We start from the raw sequence: 22,519 nt of genomic DNA on the forward strand, positions 1-22,519 counted from the left end.
TTATGGTTGTATCAATACCCCCAGCAGGTCGGTTATATCCTCCAGCATATTGCCATGCGTATGATGTGGCATGGCTATTACCCTGATCTGCTGCCGGGTGGCCACTACCGTATCTACATTATTGTATGGCAGGCCGATAATGTAATCATTGTATTGTTCCAGTTTCTCCCCTTTCAATCTTTCATCCCGCAGCATCGCTTTACACAATACTATCTGCGTATGTTTTAAGGCAGTCGTCAGGGTTTGCGCGAGCAACTGCCGTTCTGTAAAGGCCAATACCGCCCGTTCGTGGAATGCCGCCTGTGTAGCCGCATCCGTTATACCGGCCAGCTGGGTCATCTCTGTTGTCAGTCCCTCCTGCATATTCAACAGGTGAGCATCATGCAGAATTGTATCCAGCAGATACACGGTGATACCGGTATGCCCTTTTTCTTCCAGGATGGCCGCCATTTCCAAGGCTACCTGTCCGCCCATAGACCAACCCAGCAACTGATAGCTGCCCGCCGGCTGTATAGCTTCCAATGCTGTCAGGTAATAAGCTGCCAATGCCCGGATATCCGTTATCTGGTCCGTATGATACAGGTTATAGGAGTCTACGCCGTAACAACTGTAATGCGTGGCCAATGCGCCTGCCAGACCGGTATATACTTCACATCCGCTATTACCCGGATGTACCATAAACAGTTTTGGCTGATCAAACGTATCATTCAGTTTCATGAGGATTTTTTCTTTTCCGTCGCCGGTATGGAGCTGTGCAGCCAGCTCCCGGATATTAGCTGCCACAAATATATCCACGATCCGGATGTCTGTCAGGAAGTGTGTATTGATACGTTTTGTCAGCCGCACGGCCATAATACTATCACCTCCCAATGCAAAGAAATTATCCAGCACGCCTACCTGCGCCACCGGTACACCCAATACTTCTGCGCATACCCTGCAAAGCCGGGTTTCTGTTTTATTGGCCGGCGCCTCATACACACTGCCTGCCAGTGTAATACCTGGTAAAGCGCGGCGATCCAGTTTACCGTTTTCTGTAAGCGGTAATTGCGGCAGGTACACCAAAGCAGCCGGCAACATATACTCCGGTAAATACCGCGCTGCATGTTCCAGTATAGCTGTTTCCTCCAACGGCATATCTGCCACATAATAGGCCAGCAGATAACGGCCATTATCTCCACCGGTTTCCTGTACCACCACCACGGCATGTTTCACACCAGGGTAAGCCAACAGACAGTTTTCTGTTTCCGCAGGTTCTATGCGGTAACCGCGGATCTTCACCTGGAAGTCGCTGCGACCAATATATTCCAAAGCGCCATCCGGCAGGTATTTCACCAGATCGCCGGTTTTATACAACCGGTCATTTACCTCCGCAGCCACTTCCGCTGCGGTCTGGAATGGATTCCGGATAAACCGTTCACGGGTCAGTTCGGGCAGGTGCAGGTAACCGCGGGCCACCCCATCTCCACCCAGGTACAGCTCTCCGATAGCGCCCTGCGGCAATGGTTGCAGGTAACGGTCCAGCACATACGCCGTTGTATTGGCAATCGGATAGCCGATCGGAATAATCCCCGACAATGGCTGCCGGTAATCGTTACACAGACACGTAACGGCAAAAGTGGTACTTTCCGTAGGTCCGTATCCGTTGACCAGTTTAACCGCCGGATATTGTTCCAGGAAACGGTTTACATGCGGATAGGAAATCTGTTCTCCTCCTGCCACCACATATCTGAAGTCACGCAGGGCCGGCAGCTGTTCTTCCACCAACGTATGGAACAGCGAGGTTGTCATGAAGGAAATGGTGATGCCATATGTATCCATCAACCGGTTCAGGGCAGTGATATCCAGGAAAACATGTTTGGTGGCCAGTATCAGGGTAGCGCCATTCAACAGGGCGCCGAAAATATCAAAGACCGATCCGTCGAAAGCATAGCTGGCCATCCCCAATACTTTATCTGCTGGCTCAAATCTTACATAGTCTACATTTTTCACGAGGCGGTTAATACTGTGGTGTGCTACCATTACGCCTTTAGGATGACCGGTAGTACCACTGGTATACATCACATAAGCCAGGTGACGGGCAGTAACCGCTGTCGACGGATTCCCTGCGGGATACAGCGCCAGCAATTCTTCCTGTGCCGGATCATCCAAGGTAAATACCCCTATCTCCAACCGGCCGGCAGCTTCCCATATCATTGGTTCATGTTGGTTATCGGTGATCACTACTTTCGCACCTGTATCTGCTAAAACATACGCAATTCTATCCTGCGGATACGCCGGATCAACCGGTACATATGCTGCGCCGGACTTCAATACGCCCAGGATAGCCACCAACAGGTGCAGGGATCTGTCCAGACACAATACAATCAACTCATCCGGTTGTATGCGGTACCTGCTTTGCAGATATGCCGCCAGCTGATTCGCCTTTTCATTCAGTTCCCGGTAGGTGAGCTGCGTTGTTTCATAGATAACGGCTATCTGATCCGGTGCCAGTACGGCCTGTTCTTCGAACAATGCCTGCACGGTTTTATCGCGGGGGTAAGCTACCGCTGTAGCATTCCGGTCATAAACCATACGGCTATACTGTGCCGGTTCCAGGTAATACAGGTCTTTGATACAAGGATGATTATTTGCTTGTTGCAACGCTGCGAACTGTTCCAGTATTACGGTATAGGTATCCATCAATGCCTGGATGGTAGCCGCTTCAAATAAGCCAGTGGCATAGTTGAAGGTACCGTATATCTGTTCGCCGCTGTCGTCCAGCGTGACCGACAGATCAAACCGCGCAACCGTGTTTTGTTCTTTCACCGGATGGAAAGCAAAGAGGGGTTGTGTATCGCTGCTGTTATCACCAAAGTGCTGCACACTGAATGTGACCTGGAAAACAGGATGCCGCGAAGTATCCGGTTCCGGCGCCAGTGCTTCTACCAGTTTTTCAAAGGGCAGATCCTGGTATAGCTGTGCCGTGATCACGGAGCTGCCTACTTGCTGAATAAAGTCTTTCAGTGGCTGTGCGGCCTGTACTTCTTCTCTCAGCACCAGCATATTCACGAAGAACCCAATGATCCCCGTCAGTTCACTGTGGTGCCGGTTAGCAACGGGACTACCTATCACAATATCTTCCTGGTGGCTGAAACAACGCAGCAACAGGTAATAACCACTCAGCAACAAACTATACATACTTACGTTCAGGTCCGCCGCTACTTCCCGTAATGCGGCACTCACGGTTTTGTTCAACAGGAATACCGCATCTGCGCCGGCATAGCTGACATGGAAAGGCCTGGGCTTATCGGTAGGTAGTATCAATGGCTCATAGTCCGCCATTTTCTTTTTCCAGTAGGCCAACTGCCGGTCGAGTACCACTCCCGTCAGGTACTGCCGTTGCCACAAGGCAAAATCACGGTACTGGAGTGGTAAAGGAGGCAATGGTGGGGTTTCCTGTACTGCTGCCGCGTGGTGATAGTAAGCGTAATATTGCCACAGCTCTTTCATCAGGATCTCTGCCGACCAGCCATCATAGGCAATATGATGCAGTACCATAGTGATATAGGCGGCAGGCTTGCCGGTGCCGGTATCTACTACGTATATGCCTGCCCGTATCGGATATTCTGTTTCCAGGTTAAACCGATGATGTACAGCCGTGGCAAGGATAGCTTCCAGCTTCTCCGGTGTATCAACTGTGATCATCTCTACTAATAAAGGAAACAGGGTATCATCCATCACCACCTGATAAGCGCTGCCGGCAGCTGTGGTTTTGATGAGGCTTCGCAACACTTCGTGCCGGTGTACGACGGCCCGCAATGCCAGTACCAGGGCAGAGATATCCGTATCCGGCAATATCGCCGCCACCAGTGGAATGTTATAGGCATCACTGCTGCCTTCATATACACTGATAAACCACAAACGTTCCTGTGCAAAAGACAGCAGCTGCTGTTCCGGCTGCGTTACCTCAGGCGCTGCGATCACGACGGCCTCGCCTACACCTGCGATCAGCTGGTCTGCCAACTGCCGGATGGTCCTCGCAGTAAAGATATGCGCGATCTGCAGGTGAATACCTGGTAGGGTGTTCAACCGGCTTACCAGGCGGATCGCCAGGATACTGTTACCGCCCAGCCGGAAGAAATCATCCGTGGTACTGATATCCGATAAGGGTAATCCTAACACCTCACTATAAATCTGACATAATAATATTTCGGTTTCATTGCGTGGGGCCTGATAAGTGGCCTGATTGGTAAACAACGGGTCCGGTAACGCCTGCCGGTCGGGTTTTCCATTAGCCGTCAACGGTATAGCGGCCAGTGGCACCAGCACAGCCGGCAGCATATAATCCGGTAATACCCGGCTTAAATCTCTTAGTAGCTGGTCATGATCCAAAGGCGCATCTGCTACATAGTATCCAACCAGGTATTTATGCCCATTTTCAGGTTGTTCTTTCACCAATACCACCGCCTGGCTAATACCCGGGCAGGCAGACAAACAACTTTCTGTTTCACCCGGTTCAATACGATAACCATTGATCTTCACCTGTACATCATTACGCCCGATATATTCCAGGTTGCCATCCGGCAGATACCTCACCAGGTCGCCTGTTTTATATAGGCGGGAACCATCCTGCCGGAAAGGATCAGGTAAGAAGCGGGCAGCTGTTAATTCCGGCAGGTGCAAATAGCCTATGGCTACACCCGCGCCGCCGATATACAATTCTCCTGCCGCTCCCGGTGGCACCGGAATGAGATGTTCATCCAACACATACACAACGGTATTGGCAATAGGCCGGCCAATATTGGCACGACTGCTACCACTGGTATAATGATGCAACGTGGCGCATACCGTTGTTTCCGTTGGGCCATATTCGTTGATAACCGTACCGGTAAAGTTACTGCCTGATAAATCCGGCAGCTGATCTCCTCCGGTAAATATCAGTTGCAATCCGGCTTCATATTGCAGGAAGGTAGTCAGTATAGCCGGTGGTATAAAGGATACCGTAATACCTTGCGTAGCTATATAGGCCGCCAGTTCCGCCGGATTGGTTCTTTGTTCATTCGTATACAGGTATAACGTATTACCGTTGCACAATGGCGGAAATACTTCATACACAAAGGCATCAAAAACATAATTCGAGTAACAGCCAACATGCGTGTGTAGTGCCAACTGATGTACCGGTATAAGGGTGGTGATCAGATTCACCACACCATCATGTGCAATCATTACCCCTTTAGGCTTACCTGTAGTACCACTGGTGTAGATAATATAAGCCATATCTTCCGGCTTACCTGTATGTTCCGTATTCTCCACCGGATAAGCCGCCAGGGAAAGATCATCTACGGCAATCAGTGTCACATCGTATGTATCAGCCACCTCCGTCAATGCCGGGAGATGTGCAGTATGTGTAAGGATGATACGGGTTTGGGTATCTGCCACCATCCAATTTATTCTTGCTGCCGGATAGGCCGGATCTGCGGGTACGAATGCCGCACCGGCTTTCAGCACGGCCAGTACACTGATCAGTATATCGGCCGTACGATCCAGGCAAAGCACTACCGGATCGCCCGGTTTTACTTGTTGCTTTTGCTGCAGATAAGCAGCCAGCTGATTGGCTTTTTCATTCAGCGTGTGATAGGTGAAATGCTGCGTGGCATCCACCAGTGCAATACGATCCGGCGTGCGGGTTACCTGCGCTTCAAATAACTGATGAATCGTGGTTGCCGGATAATCGCAGGCGGTATCATTCCCGTGTTCGATCAGTGCCTGATATTGGTCGCGCGACAGGTACGACAACTGCGTCACCGGCAGCTCCGGTGTATCCAACACCTGTTCCAGCAATACCTGCATACCTTGCAATACTTGTTGTATCAGTGGTTCACCAAACAACTCTGCGGCATATTTCAACCGGAGGGTAACTGTTGTTCCGGCTTCATAGGCTACTACTGCCAAAGGATAATCCAGTTTTTCCACACCGCCGCCAAATACCACCGACAACTCGCTGCTGTCTCCCGTGCCGGCAGGTACCGGATAATTTTCATAGACAAACAGGCTGCTGAACAACCGCTCGCCGGCCTGTTGTAAGTTACCCAGACTCATATTACTCCGGATATTGACGTCATTGATATGCGCCTGCAAGGTTTGTACTGCCGCTACTACCGTACTTTCCGTATGGGTCATAATCACCGGCAGTGTATTGATGTACAGCCCTACTGACTGTTCAATATCATCTATCGGTAAGGTACGACCCGATAAAGTCATACCGGTAATGGTGGTATCACTGTTGCTATAAATGCTGAGTTGCTTATGCCATAGGTATTGTAATACCGCATTGATGGTAACACCATACTGCGCACACCATTTTTTCAGTTGATGATAACGCTCCCCGGTGACAGACCACACCTGTTCTGCCGGCTGCAGGATATGCCGGTACTCCGCCAGCTTCCGGTGACGCTGACCTGCAGGCAGCCAGCTGCTGAGATCTTCCTTGGTTGTTAGCTGCGCTACATACGCCGTCCAATATGCCTGGTGTTCCGTACGGTGTTGTTGCAGATATTGTTGCGCAGCTTCGTAGCTGCGTTCCCGTTGTACTGTCACTTGTTCTCCTTTGCGCAGTCGTAAGTAAACCGCGTGTATATTCCCTAATAACAACGGCATACTCCAGCCATCCAGGATGGCATGATGGTGACTGAACAAACAGTAATAATGATTCGTCGCCCGTTTCAAGAGGTACACGCGGAACAGATTACCAGCAGCCAGGTCAAACACTTCCTGCCGGTCGGTGGCTGCCAGTTCGTTGATAAAGGCATCCTGTGCGGATGGCGGCAGTTGGCTGATATCCCGGTAACGCCAGTCGGTATCACCCGTTTTATCTACTACCTGTACCAGCTCCTCTTCCCAGCGGAATCGCAACCGCAAAGCGCTGTACTGTTCCTGTATCAGTTGCCAGGCCTTTTTCAGGCTGGCCACATCCAATGTGTTTCGGTATTCCCATTTTATCTGTACGCGATAGGCATCATCTATTGTTCCCTGATTTAAGGCATGGTAGATAAAGCCTTCCTGCAGGCTGTTGGCCAGGTATACGCCACTGATTTCCTGCTCTTGTTGTAAGCGGTTTAAATATTTTTGGGAGATGATAAAGTCGATATCACTTACGGTTAAATAACTGCGGGTAGCTGTACTCAGCGAAGTAATTAACCCGCGTAAGCTTTCTTCATAAGCTGTGGCCAGTGCTGCCAGATCGGCCAGCGGCCAGTAGCCGGTACAACTCATGCGTAATTGCCCTTCCAGGACAACACCTGTTATGGAAAGCAAGGTATGATCCTGGTTGCTGGCTGCTATAGATACGCCGCTGTTTTCGCCGGTGATCGTCCAACCTTCCTTATCAGCTGTTTCCTGCTGATCGAACTGCCCCAGGTAGTTAAAGCTGATACCTGGCAGTGCCACGGCTGCATAGCCGATTAAGGCCCCATAGCCAATACCGCGATGAGGTATGGCACGCAGCATTTCTTTTATGCTGACTAAAGCCGACTGCCAGTCTCCGGTACTATCTACTGCTACCGGATACATGGTGGTGAACCAACCGGTAGTACGGGTGATATCGATAGCGGCGGATAAATCTTCCCGTCCGTGGCCTTCCAGCAAAATATGATGACTGCTACGACCTGTCAGCGCAGACAAGGCTAATGCCAATGCCGTCAGTAACATATCATTGATCTCCGTATTGTATGCCTGGTGACAGGAACGCAACAATAAACCAGTATGGTGTATATCCAGTTCAAAGGCCGCCTGATATTTATGGTTGATGGCGCGTGCCTGCAGCACAGCATTACTAGCTGCCACACCAGCGGTTACCGCCGTCCAGTAAGCCGTTTCTTCCGGCGCCTGGAGTTGCAATACTTCGTGTGCCCATTGCCGGTAGCTGGTACCTTTCGTGACAGGCAATATCTTTTGTGTCGCTTGTTGTTCGTAGAATTGTTCCAGGTCTGTACTGATAATACGCCAGCTCACAGTATCGATCAGCAGGTGATGCGCCGCGAGGTAAATACGTGCACTGCCATCCGCATAGCCTTCCAGATAACCGATCCGTAACAATGTATCTCCGAAGAGATCAAAATCCGACTGCCATTTGGTTAATACCGCAGACAGGTCTGGTGTGGTGCGTATATCCAGCACCGGTATATGTATATCTGCAGGCATCTCTCCGTAATACTGTACATAACCGGTAGTGGTTTGCTTGTAACGCAACCTCAGGCCATCGTGATAATGCAGTAGTTGTAATACCGCCGCTTTCAGCAACGCGATATCCAATACCGGCACCCGGATCAGGAAGGATTGGTTCCAATGATGGTACGCGGGCAGTAATCCCGCATCTATCTGGTGGAAGAACCAGGACTGCACCGGTAATAACGGTACTTCTCCGGTAAGCAGACCTTGCTCTGTTTGCAGCAATAGGGTATTCGCACCTGCTTTTGCAATCACCTGCTGATACAAGGCAGCAATGGTGCGGTGTTTGAAAATATCCTTCACACTCACCTGCAAGCCGGTACGTTGCCGGATGCGGCTCACCAGTTGAATACTGACAATACTATCGCCGCCCAGCCGGAAGAAATCATCCTGTACACCTACTGCTGTAACCGGCAAGCCCAGTACTTCTGCATAGATCGTACATAGCTGGATTTCTATTTCATGGGCAGGCGCCTGATATGGCGTATCATCTGTAAATAAAGGTATGGGCAATGCCGACCGGTCTACCTTGCCACTGGCCGTAAGCGGCAGCGCTGACAAATACTGCAACACGGCTGGTATCATGTAATCCGGCAGGTAGGCTCCCAGGTAGGCCAATAAATCCTGCTCCACAATTGGTAAGGCAGACACATAATACCCAATCAGGTATTTACTGTCATGAACTGTTACTACTGCTTGCGTAATACCTGGATAAGCCGTTAACCGGCTTTCTATTTCACCCGCTTCTATCCGGTAGCCTCTTATCTTTAATTGGAAATCATTACGCCCTATATATTCCAGGTTGCCATCTGGTAAGTACCTCACCAGGTCTCCTGTACGGTACAAAAGACGCTCTTCCGCGTTAAAAGGATCACGGATAAAACGTTCCGCTGTTAAAGCAGGTAAATGTAAATATCCACGCGTTACACCAGCTCCGCCGATATATAATTCCCCAACGCCGCCTACCGGTACCGGCACTAAATGTGCATCCAATACATACAACGTAGTATTCGCAATCGGGCGGCCGATAACAGCACTACTATCACCCGGCTGATACGGATGAACAGTGGCACACACCGTTGCTTCTGTAGGGCCGTATTCATTCAATAAAGTGCCTTTGAAATGATAGTCCGGCAGTTCGGGCAATCGTTCCCCGCCGGTATAGATCAGCTGCAAGGCCGGATCATAGCTGAGGAATGCAGGCAATAATGCCGGTGGTATAAACGATACCGCAATATCGTGCGCCGCTATATACGCCACCAATTCCGGCAAAGCAGTACGGATATCTTCACTATACAAATACAGCGTATTACCATTACACAATGCAGGGAATGCTTCGTATACAAAAGCATCAAACACATAATTGGAATAACAGCCAATGTGCTGGTGCTGATCCAGCTGATGCAATGGTATCAGGGCTGTAATCAGGTTGATAACGCCTTGATGTGGTACCATTACCCCTTTGGGATTGCCCGTGGTTCCACTGGTGTAAATCACATAGGCCAGGTGGTGCGCTTCCACGATCACCGGTGGCGCTGCAAAATCTTTATACCATGTCCGGTCATCTACCTGCACAACTGCCGGCGCCAATGCCTGCAACGCCGCCACATTCGCCGCATCTGTCAATACCACTTTCGTAGCTGTATCCTGTATAATAAACGCCTTACGTTCTTCCGGATAAGCCGGTGATACCGGCACATAAGCGCCGCCTGCTTTCCATACACCCAACATCGCTACCAGCATATACACAGAGCGATCGAGACATAATACAATCAGGTCATCCGGCACAATGGCGTACTGTTGCTGCAGATAAGCAGCCAGCCGATCAGATTGTGTATGCAGTTCCCCGTAAGTTAACTGCTGTCCTTCACAGATGATGGCTGTTACATCCGGCAAGCGTAATGCCTGTGTGGCAAATAATGCATGTATGGTTGTAGTCGTATTATAGAGTTTCGTGGTGTCGTTCCAGTGAGTGATTACTTCCGTATAGGCGATCGTATCCAGGTAATACAAATCGCTGATACGCTGCTGTTGCCGGTCATTATCTTTCAAGCCGGCCAGCTGTGTCAGTATCAGCTGGTAAGTATGTATATAGGCATCAATAGTAGCCGGTTCAAATAAAGCGGTAGCATAATTGAATACGCCACTGATTACGTCCCCATTATCATCCATGCCTGTGGTCAGATCAAATTTGGCAACGCTATTGGCAGCTGCCTGATAAGGTTCAAACCATTCCTGTAGTCCGGAACTACCTGTTGCTGTCTGCTGCATGGTAAATACAACCTGGAACAACGGATGACGCGAAGTATCTGGTTCCGGTTGTAACGCATCTACCAGTTTCTCAAATGGTAAATCCTGGTGCAGCTGTGCAGCTACCACTGCTGCGCCTATAGCCTGGATAAAGTCTACCAGCCGCTGGTTACCATCTACCTGTTCGCGCAATACCAATGTGTTCACGAAGAAACCGATCAGGTCGGCCGTTTCCCGGTGATGCCGGTTGGCAACCGGGCTACCCACCACGATATCATCCTGGTGGCTGTAGCTGCGCAGTAACAGGTAATAACCACTCAGCAACAGGCTGAACATACTTACCTGCAGTTCCCTGGCCACTGTGCGCAGGTCTTCGCTCACGGCTTTATCCAACGTAAATAATCTATCAGCACCGGCGTAACTGATCTGCGCCGGCCGCGGATGATCCAATGGTAAATACAACGGCGTATAGCCGGCTAATGTATCTTTCCAGTAAGTCAGTTGTCTTTCCAATACGGCGCCGGTCAGATAGTTCCGTTGCCACAAAGCGAAGTCCTTGTATTGTAATGGTAAAGGCGTTGGTAAGTTATCATCTGCCCCGGCCGTATAATACCGGAACAATTCTTTAATCAGGATACCGGTAGACCAGCCATCAAAAGCAATATGATGAAATACAATACTGATATAACGTTCTGTATCTCCTGCAGTAGTGTGCAGGGTGTATAACTGTACCTGTACCGGATAGGTGTTTTCCAGGTCAAACACGTGATTTATCGCCGCTGCTACCTGCTCATCCAATGTCGTCTGTGTGTATACGATGTGCTCCGCTATCGGTAACGGTTGTACGTTATCATCTATCACCTCCTGATATCCCCTACCCTGTTCGTCTGTTTTAATCAGGCTTCGCAGTACTTCATGCCGGTGTACAATGGCACGCAGTGCCCGCAGCAAACGGTCGGTATCCGCCACCGCACGCAATTTCAGTACTACCGGAATATTGTAGGCAGCATTCCCTCCTTCATAGGCCATGATAAACCACAAACGTTCCTGCGCAAAAGACAACACCTGCTCTTCCGGCCGATTGACAACAGTGGTGGTGATACGTACTTCGTCTTCCACACCCGTACGCAGCAAGGTGGCCAGCTGCCGGATGGTCTTGCTGGTAAAGACATGCCGTACACTCAACCTACTGCCGCATACCTGGTTCACCTGACTGATCAGCCGGATGGCCAGTATACTGTTACCACCCAACCGGAAGAAATCATCATCTACACCAATTTCTGTGGCTGGCAGCCCTAACACCTGACCGTATATCACACTCAGTTGTCTGCTGGTTTCATCGGCAGGTGCCTCCCGCGTAGCACCTGTTGTAAACAACGGATCTGGCAAGGCCGCCCGGTCCAGCTTACCGTTGATCGTCAGCGGGAATGTATCCAGTGGTACCAATATCGCCGGCACCATATATTCCGGCAAAGATGCGCTGATATACGCGCGAATATCTTCCTGGTTCAATACCGTATCTGCCACATAATAACCTGCCAGATACGGATGTTCACCGGCAGCCGTTTTCACGACTACCACCGCTTGTTGCACACCCGCATAGGCAGCCAAACAATTTTCTATTTCACCCAGCTCTATCCGGTAACCACGGATCTTCACCTGGAAGTCGTTTCTACCCATGTAGACCAGGTTACCATCCGGCAGATACCTTACCAGGTCACCGGTTTTATACAAACGACTATTTACGCCTGCTGCTTGCTCCACTTCCGTTTGGAAGGGGTTCACCAGGAATCTTTCTGCCGTTAAAGCAGGCTGGTTCAGGTAGCCTCTGGTGACACCTACCCCGCCGATATATAATTCACCCACTGCACCCGGCGGTAATGGGGTTAAATAACGGTCCAGCACATACGTCGTGATATTATTCACTGGCCGCCCGATATGATGATGCCCGTCGCCGGCATTCACCACCACTGTAATCGTTGTTTCCGTAGGGCCATAGGAGTTGATCAGCAACGGCACTTCTGCTTGCAAACGCTGGTGCAGGGCCGCACTCAGGTATTCGCCGCCGGCGTTCAGTCGCCGGAGCGAAGGCAGCGATGCAAAGGATAGTTGTTCCAGTAATGACGGTGTACTATGGATATACGTGACCGCATGTTCGGATAACAACGCCAGGAAATGATCGGTATCTTCCCATATCCGGTGCGGCACCAGCAATAATTTATAGCCGTTCAACAATGCCAGCCATAACTGTTCTACGGCTGCGTCAAATACATAACTGGCCAGCTGCAACACCACTTCATCCTGTCCGAAGCCGTACCTGGTAGTCAGGTCCGTGATGAGGTTCACCACACCACGGTGTTCCACCATTACGCCTTTAGGTTGGCCGGTGGTACCGCTGGTATAGATCACATAAGCCAGCTGACCGGCATCATGGGTGATCTCCCCATTGGTTGTCGGATAGTGTTGATAACGATCCGTTTCATCAATAGGAATTACGGCAACCGCAGATAATGCAACTATATTGTCTACATAGGTGGTTTCAGTAATCACCACCTTCGCACAGGTATCGGTGATAATAAATGCTTTTCTTTCTTCCGGATAAAAAGGATCTACCGGTACATAAGCCGCGCCGGATTTTAACACCGCCAGTATCGCTACCGGCAACCAGGCAGACCGGTTCAGGCAAAGCACAATCAGGTCTTCCGGCGCAACAGCATACTGTGTCTGCAAGTAGGCAGCCAGTTGGTTGGCCTGTTCATTCAGCTGCTGATAAGTGAGTGAGATGGTGTCATATACTACCGCCACCTGGTCTGGTGTACGCAGCACCTGCGCTTCAAATAGCGCATGCAACGTTTTGTCTGCCGGGTAGTTTTTCGTAGTGGCGTTATGGTGATGTATCCAGTTATCATATTGCACCGTATCCAGGTACTGCAGATCCCGGATCCTAAGCTGACGCTGATGGATATCTTTCAGCGTTGCCAGCTGCTTAAGAATGGTGATATAAGTACCTATAAATGCCTCGATCGTGGCAGGCGTAAATAAGCTCACCGCATAATTAAACACACCGCTGATGGCAGCCTCACCATCATCCATCATGACACTGAGGTCGAACTTGGCGATCTTGCTGCCGGCTGATGGATACGCTTCAAATAACTGTTGCAACGGCGTCGCCCCTTCTGCAAATTGCTGTACGGTAAACATGACCTGGAAAACAGGATGCCGTGCCGTATCTGGGGATAGCTGTAAGGCTTCCACCAGTTTTTCAAATGGCAGCTCCTGATGCAACTGCGCCTGTGTCACGGATGCTCCTACCTGCTGTATAAATTCGGCCAACAGCTGTGCTGGATCCGGTTGTTCCCGCAACACCAGCGTATTCACAAAGAAACCAATCATCTCTGTCAGCTCGGCATGGTGCCGGTTGGCTACCGGACTACCGATCACAATATCCTCCTGGTTACTATAGCTACGCAGCAAGAGGAAATAACCACTCAGCAACAGGCTGTACATCGTTACCTCCAGTTGGCGGGCCACTGTCCGCAGGTCTTCACTCACAGTCTCCTCCAATACAAATGCGCTATCAGCGCCGGCATAATTGATCCTGGCAGGGCGTGGATAGTCTGTAGGTAAATACAGTGACTCATATCCAGCCAGCTTATTTTTCCAATAAGCCAGCTGTTGCGCCAACACCGCTCCGGAGAGGTAAGACCGTTGCCATAAAGCAAAATCCTTGTATTGTAAAGTCAATGCAGGCAATGGTGCCAGGCTGGTCATCTCCCCATCAATAGCCCCTGCTGCATAATAAGCATAGTAATGCAACAGTTCTTTAAACAATATGCCGGTAGACCAGCCATCGAAAGCGATATGATGTATCACGATGCTGATATAACGCGCGGTTGCTCCGTTTGCAGGTTGCAACGTATACAGTTGTACCTGTATGGGAGATTCTTCATCCAGCTTAAAAATGTGATGTGCAGCATCGGATATGGATGTTTCCAGTAGCTCCTGTGTATCGGCCATCACCGTTACTATCTCTAATGGATATACGCTGCTATCTCTCACCAGCTGATAACCGTTGCCATTGGCATCGGTTTTTATCAGGCTTCTCAGTACTTCATGGCGTTGTACAATCGCCTGTAATGCCTGCAACAGGCTGTGGCTATCCACTTCCGGCCGCAACCGGAGTATTAGCGGAATATTATATACATCGCTGCCTCCTTCAAATGTTTCGATAAACCATAACCGTTCCTGGGCAAAAGACAACGGCTGTAAAGCCGGCCGTTCCAGAGACGCCACGTCTATTTTCACGGTATCCGATATGCCGGCACGTAGCAGGTCTGCCAGTTTGCGGATCGTTCTGCTGGCATATATATGTTGTATGCTGATTTTTCCGGTATGCAGCTGCTGCAGGCGGCCACTCAAGCGGATCGCCAGGATGCTGTTACCGCCTAATCCGAAGAAGTCATCCTCACGGCTGATAGTAGTTTCCGGCAATCCCAGCAACTCACCAAAGAGATGGCAAAGCTGCGTTTCCGTTTCATTTTCCGGAGCCTGATAAAATTGCTGTCCGGTCAGTAAAGGATCAGGCAATGCACGCCGGTCCAATTTCCCATTGGCTGTCAGCGGTAATGTTGCCAGGTATATCAAGGCCACCGGTATCATATACTCCGGCAGGTATTCGCCCAGATATGCCTGTAATTCCTGTGATGACAACGGGTTGTCTGCCACATAGTAACCCACCAGGTATTTATGTGCCTGATCAGGGGTAGTGCCGACCACTACAACGGCTTGTTTGATGTCTGGGTGAGCTGCCAGCCGGCTTTCTGTTTCGCCCGGTTCCACACGGTAGCCACGTATCTTCACCTGGAAGTCGTTGCGGCCTATAAATTCCAGGTTACCATCCGGCAGGAATCTCGCCAGGTCACCTGTTTTGTATAAACGGTCATTTTGTGATGATGTTGACGCCCCAAACGTATCAGGAATAAAACGCTCCCGCGTAAGATTCGGCTGGTGCAGGTAACCTCTTGCCACACCGGCGCCACCGATATGTAATTCACCAACGGCTCCCGGTGGTACCGGCATACCTGCGCTGTCTAACACATACACGGTAGTAGCGGTAATCGGCCGCCCGATCGGGATCGTATACCCGGAGGCATGTATCGCATGTTCGTATAGGCAAGTGGTAGCGAAAGTCGTACACTCCGTAGGTCCGTAACCGTTAATAATCTTCACCGCAGGATTCGCCGCCTGGAATTTTTGCACGTGCGGCAACGAAATTTGTTCTCCGCCGGTCATTACATAACGCAGACTGTCCCAATGGGCCAGTTGTTCATCTGCCAGGCTATTAAACAAAGAGGTTGTAATAAAGAAGACAGAAATATGATGGGCTGTAATCAATTGGCTTAAACCACCTGCTTCCAGGAAAGCAGCCCTTGATGCGACGATCAGGGAGGCTCCGTTTAACAAAGCGCCATACACATCCAATACTGAGCCATCGAAAGAGAAACCGGATAAGCCCAATACGTTATCTGTATCTGAGATGGAAACAAAGGTAGCATTACAGATCAACCGGTTCACACTATGATGTTCAATCATCACCCCTTTCGGATAACCGGTGGTACCGCTGGTATACATCACATAGGCCAGGTGACGGGCAGTGGCTGCCGATGGCAGGTTATCCGAAGGTAATTGTTGCAGCTCCAGCCGATCCGGGCAAATAATAAGCGTTTCTTTTGGCGCTGTAAGACCGGCTAACGTATGCGCATATACGTCTTGTGTCAATATAACCTTCGCCTGTATATCAGATAAAATATAGGCAATGCGGTCTGCCGGCGCAGTCGGATCAACAGGTACATAGGCGCCGCCGGCTTTCAGGATTGCCAGCATGGCTATTACAATGTCTGCAGAACGATCCATACAAAGGCCTACCAGGTCATCGGGCCGGATCTTCGTTTCCGTCCTCAGCCAGGCAGCCAATTGGTTAGCCCGTTCATTCAATGTCCGATAGGTGAACGATACCGTTTCGAATACCAGTGCGGTATGATCCGGCGTCTGTTTTACCTGCGCTTCAAACAGCTCATGAATGGTTTTATCATGCGGATAGCTGACAGCTGCGGTATTCCAATCATACACGACTTGTTGGTATTGCTGCGGATGCAGATATTGTAAGGCAGCTGTCGTGATGTCCGGATGATCCAGGAACTGGTCCAGCATAGTGACAATACCATCGAGCAACTGTTGCATCAGTGTATCGCTGAACAACTCACCGGCATATTTGAGGCGGAACCGCATACTGGTTCCTTGTTCGTAAGCAATAACCACCAGCGGATAATCCGGCTTTTCGATGCCTTCCCCGAACGTAACTGATAAGGCGCCTGCTCCGGCAGCATCTTCCGGCACCGGGTAGTTTTCATATACAAAAAGACTGCTGAACAACCGTTCCCCTCCCCGCTGCAAAGTACTCAACCGGATGTTGCTCCGTGCATTCACTTCATTGATGTGCGACTGCAAGGTTTGTATAGCCGACAGTACACTACCGGTAGTATGTTCCAGGATCACCGGCAGCGTATTGATATACAGCCCTACAGACTGTTCAATGCCATCTATCGGCAACGTTCGCCCCGACAAGGTCATACCTACCACTGTGGTATCGCTGTGACCATATACACGTAGCTGCCGGTGCCAGCAATATTGCAGACAGGCATTCATGGTGACGCCAGCTGCCGCACACCAGGCTTTCAGGCGTTGATAACGTTCCCCTTCCAATGTGATGGCACATTCTTCCGGCTGCAGAATATGACGGTATGCCGCCAGTTGCACAGTGCGGGCCGTTGCTTTGAGCAAACTACTCAGGTCTTCGGTATCAGTCAGGCTATGGAGATACTGCTGCCAGTAATCCTGGTTATCTGCCCTGTGTTCCTGCAGGTATTGCTGCGCCTCTTCATAACTGTTATCCGGCACTACAGACACCGCGATACCTTTAGATAACTGCAGGTATACCTCATGTATGTATACCCACAACAACGGCATACTCCAGCCATCCATGATGGCGTGGTGGTGACTGAACAAACAATGATAATGCGCCTCGCCGCATTTGATCAGGTATACCCGGAACAAATGTCCAGCGGCCAGATCAAATCCTTCGGAACGATCGCTATCCAGTAATGCCTGTATATAGGTTTCCTGTGCTGTTATTGTTTGAGCAGAGATATCGATGTACCGCCAACCGGAGATGCCTTGTTTATCTATAATTTGTACCAATGTTTCCTCCCATGCAAAACGCAGCCGTAATACACTATATCGCTCCTGTGCATATTGCCAGGCCTGTTGCAGCTTATCTGCCTGTATCGGTTGATGATACGTCCATCTCAGTTGTACCCGGTAGGCATCATCTACTGCTCCTTGTATCAGCGCGTGATAGATAAACCCTTCCTGCAGACTATTCGCGAGGTATACCGCTGCCACTTCCCGCTCCCGCTGCAGCAGATCCAGGTAATGCCGGGAGATGATATGACCCGTATCACTGGCGGTCAGGTAACTGCGTGGCACCCCCTGCAGGTAGCCGATCATATCCGTCAAGGCATCGTGCCAGGCAGTTGCCAATGCCGTCAGCCACGCCGCCGGTAAATTACCGGATACACTGAACTGTAATTGTCCCTGCATGATCACACCATTGATATTGAGCAGGGTGTGATCCTGATTGGCAGTAGCGACAGACAATCCGGCGTTTTCCCCTGTAATCACCCATGCCGCCTGGCCCGCTGTATCCTGCTGATCGAACTGGCCCAGATAGTTAAAGGCGATACGCGGCAAATCAGCTGGCATATAACCCAACAGGGCGCCATAACCAATTCCCTGTTGCGGTATGGCGCGCAACATTTCTTTCACATGGGTAATGGTATCGCCTATCTCACCTGGCACCGCCGTAATAGCAATAGGATACATCGCTGTAAACCATCCCACCGTGTGAGCAATATCCAATGTGGGAGATAACGCCACACGACCATGACTATCCAGTAAAATATGATGGGTGCTGCGGCCGGTAAGCATATGCAGCGCCATCGCCAGGGCGCTGAGTAAAATATCATTGATCTGTGTATGGTAGATCTGATGGCTGTCGCGCAACAATAAAACCGTTTGCTCCTGCGTGAGCGACAGGTTCGCAAAGTGCGTTGCTGTAATGGCCATAGCTGCCAGCACAGCATTATTTTCCGGCACGCCTGTCGTCACCTGCGTCCAGTATATTTTTTCTTCCGGCGTAGCCGATAATGCATATCCTTTTACTTCGTTTATCCATTGGCGATAGCTACTTCCTTTTTCTCCCAATATCTGCCAGGCCTGCGGTGGAGCCCCATGGGTAGTCAGGTATTGATAGATGGTCTCCAGATCTTCTACCACTATCCGCCAGCTGACAGCATCTATGATCAGGTGATGGAAAGCCATAAAGATCCGTGCACTGCCATCGGCATAACCTTCCAGGTAGCCAAACTGCAATAATCTGTCGCCCCATATATCAAAATCAGCCTGCCAGCCGGTTAGGCGCTGCGGTAAAGTATCCGGCGTTGTATCGGCTTCTATATGCTCATACCGGAGTATATCTACCGGCAAGACATCACTATAATGCTGCATATAGCCGCCGGCTTTACGGGTAAAGCGCAGGCGCAGCCCATCATGGTATTCCAGCAATAGGGTTACACTTTGCTCCAGGATGGTTTTATCCAGTACGGGTACGCGTACCAGGAATGCCTGGTTCCAATGGTAGTGGGCAGGCAGCCGGCCAGCATCCAGATGATGGAAGAACCATTCCTGTATCGGTAATAAAGGTACCAGTCCATTCAGCAGCCCCTGTTCTGTTTTTATCCGGTCAGTTGCCTTTTCAGATACGGCAATCACCTGGTCATACAACGCTGCAATCGTTCTGTATTTGAAAATATCGTTTATACTCACGTGAATACCCGTACGTTGCCGCAACCGGTTTACCAGCTGGATGCTGACAATACTGTCGCCTCCCAACTGGAAAAAGTCGTCCTGTACCCCCACCGAAGCAACCGGTAATCCCAATACCTCTGCATACATCCCACACAGCTGCACTTCCGTTTCATTGCGAGGCCCGTGGTATTTTTTGGTACTCACAGACAGTGGATCCGGCAACCGGTTCCGGTCTATTTTACCGTTGCTGGTCAATGGCAGTGCATCCAGGTATACCAATACTGCCGGTATCATATACTCCGGCAACTGTTCTTTCAGATATGCCTGCAGCTCATCCTGGTTAACCGGAATAGCGGTTGTATAATAACCCACCAGGTATTTGCCTTCGCCGGTGGCTGGCGTTTTCGCCAGTACTACCGCCTGTTGTACACCCGGATAAGCCGTTAAACGGGCTTCTATTTCACCCGGCTCAATACGATAGCCCCGGATCTTTACCTGAAAATCATTACGTCCCATGTATTCCAGGTTACCATCCGGTAAATACCGCACCAGATCTCCCGTTTTATAAAGATGGGCATACGCACCGGAGGCTTTCTCCGCAGTCGTCTGAAATGGATTTTCAATAAATCGTTCTGCTGTAAGTGCCGGTTGATGCAGGTAGCCACGGGAAACACCCACACCACCAATATATAATTCCCCGATAGCACCAGCTGGTAAAGGAATCCCTTCATGATCCAGCACGTACAACCGATAATTTTTATAGGCCCTTCCAATAGAGAAACCGGTGACAGTAGTATCTATCAAAAAGCTCATGGCGCCTACCGTTGTTTCTGTAGGGCCATATTCATCGATGATGTTATCTGCAAACTGCAGGATGTGCGATACGTGCTGTGGCAATAATTTCTCGCCACCCGCTATCACTACTTTCACCTGCACCGCTGCAGCGGTTTCATTATATAGCAGGGCCAGATAAGCAGGCGTTGCTTTTATCAGTTCAATATGATTCCACTCCAGGTGATGTTCATAAGCTGTAATCGCCGTAACCGGTTGTTCAAAAACAAAAATCGTCTTGCCAAAACATAACGGATACAACGTGGTGGAAACAGATAGGTCGAATGACAGGTTAGACGAGAAATCTACATGATGTATCTTTGCCGGCAGTGTTTCATGCAGGTTATACAGGTAATTCACTACCCCCGCATGTTCAATCATCACTCCTTTGGGCCGGCCTGTAGTACCACTGGTATAAATCACATAGGCCAGCTGTTGCGGGCTATCTGTTGTCTGTAAATTATCTCTGGAAAACTGGTTATACACCGCCTCGTCATCCACATTTAATATATCCGTCTCCGTTAGTTGTTGCAAAGCAACCTGGTTTTGGGCATCCGTGAGTATAACACTGGTCCGGATATCGGCCAGGATATATACAATCCGTTCTTCCGGATAGGCAGGATCGACAGGCACATAGGCGCCGCCTGCTTTCAGCACGGCCAGAATCGCCATCAGCATATACGCGGATCTGTCCATACACACCGCAATGAGATCATCGGGTTGAATGGCATACCTGGCTTGTAAATACGCCGCCAGCTGATTGGCTTTTTTGTTTAACTCAAAATACGTCAGTTCTCTTTCGCCGCAGACAATAGCCGTCTGTAAAGGTAGCTGTAGCACCTGTGCTTCAAATAACCGGTGAATCAGCTGGTCTGCCGGATAAGCCGCAGCCGGCGTACTACTGCCGTGCATCAACGCCTCCTGTTGCTCCTCATCCAGGTATAACCACTTGTCGGAAGTGATATCTACATCTGCCAGTAACTGATCCAACATCACAGAGATGCTTTGTAACACTTGCCGGATCATGGTTTCCGGGAACAGTTCGCCGGCATATTTCAACCGGAATATAATTTGACCGGCGCGCTCAAAAGCGATAACCGCCAACGGATAATCCAGTTTTTCTTCACCCGGGCTGAAAACAATCGCCAGCTCCTGGCTATCCAGCGCGCCGGCTGTTACCGGGTAATTCTCATACACAAAGAGACTGTTAAATAAACGTTCTCCTCTTTCCTGTAATCTGGCGAGATGGATATGACTTCTGATATTGATGTCATTGATATGCTCCTGCAACGTCCGAATAGCGGTTATTACCGGTCCGGTGGTATGTGTTACGATCACGGGCAGGGTGTTGATATATAACCCTACCGACTGCTCAATACCATCCACCGGCAGCGTACGACCGGATAAAGTCATACCTGATACGGTGATACGACTGTTACCATACACACTCAATTGTTTATGCCAGAGATAATGTAAGATGGCATTTATGGTAACCTGGTGCGTAGCAGCGAACGTTTTCAGCTGCTGACAACGATCTGCCGCGATCAACAGGGATTGTTCCTGCGGTTGCCGGATATGCCGGTAATCAGACAGTTGAATATGTCGTTGCTCCCGGTACAGCAAACTACTCAGTTCTTCCCGCGTATCCAGTTGCTGTACATAAGCCTGCCAGTAAGCCAGATCATCATTCCGATGCTGTTGCTGATATTGCTGTGCGGCGGGATAGCTGCTTTCCGGCAATACCTGTACCGGTAATCCTTTGCATAAGCGCAGGTATATATCATGTATATCACCCAATAACAGCGGCAAACTCCAGCCATCGAGGATAGCATGATGATGGCTGAACAAACAGTAATAGTTATTTTCAGCCCGTTTCACCAGATAGATATGAAACAGTTGGCCAGCAGATAAATCAAATACTTCCTGTTTATCGGCAGCTGCCAGTGTCCGGATAAAATGTTCCTGCGCGACATTATCCAGCTGGCTGATATCGTGGTAGCGCCAATCCGGCGTACCTGATTTATCTATGATCTGTACCAGTTCTTCTTCCCAGGCGAACCGAAGCCGCAACACACTGTATTTTGCCTGTGCATATTGCCATGCCTGTTCCAGGTGTATCACCTGCAGCGTATTATGGTATTCCCATTTCAGCTGTAACCGGTAGGCATCATCTACCGTTCCCTGATTTAAAGCGTGGTAAATAAATCCTGCCTGCAGGCTATTCGCTAAATAAACCCCCGTTATTTCCCGGTCCTGTTGTAGTCCGTTTAAATATTTTGGAGAGATGATATGATCCACATCACTAACC

At 49.9% G+C, this 22,519-nt stretch carries 1 protein-coding gene (running past one end of the window); it reads right to left on the minus strand.

Annotation, left to right across the window (positions count from 1 at the left end; genetic code table 11):
* Positions 1-22,519 carry the final stretch of a non-ribosomal peptide synthase/polyketide synthase gene (locus tag OL444_RS24745; protein WP_264729151.1) on the minus strand. 67,331 nt of this gene lie beyond the right edge of the window, so the window shows 22,519 of its 89,850 coding nt (coding positions 67,332-89,850); the start codon falls outside the window, past its right edge; its stop codon occupies positions 1-3.

Origin of the sequence: Chitinophaga nivalis (genome assembly GCF_025989125.1) — a bacterium.
Lineage (GTDB): Bacteria > Bacteroidota > Bacteroidia > Chitinophagales > Chitinophagaceae > Chitinophaga > Chitinophaga nivalis.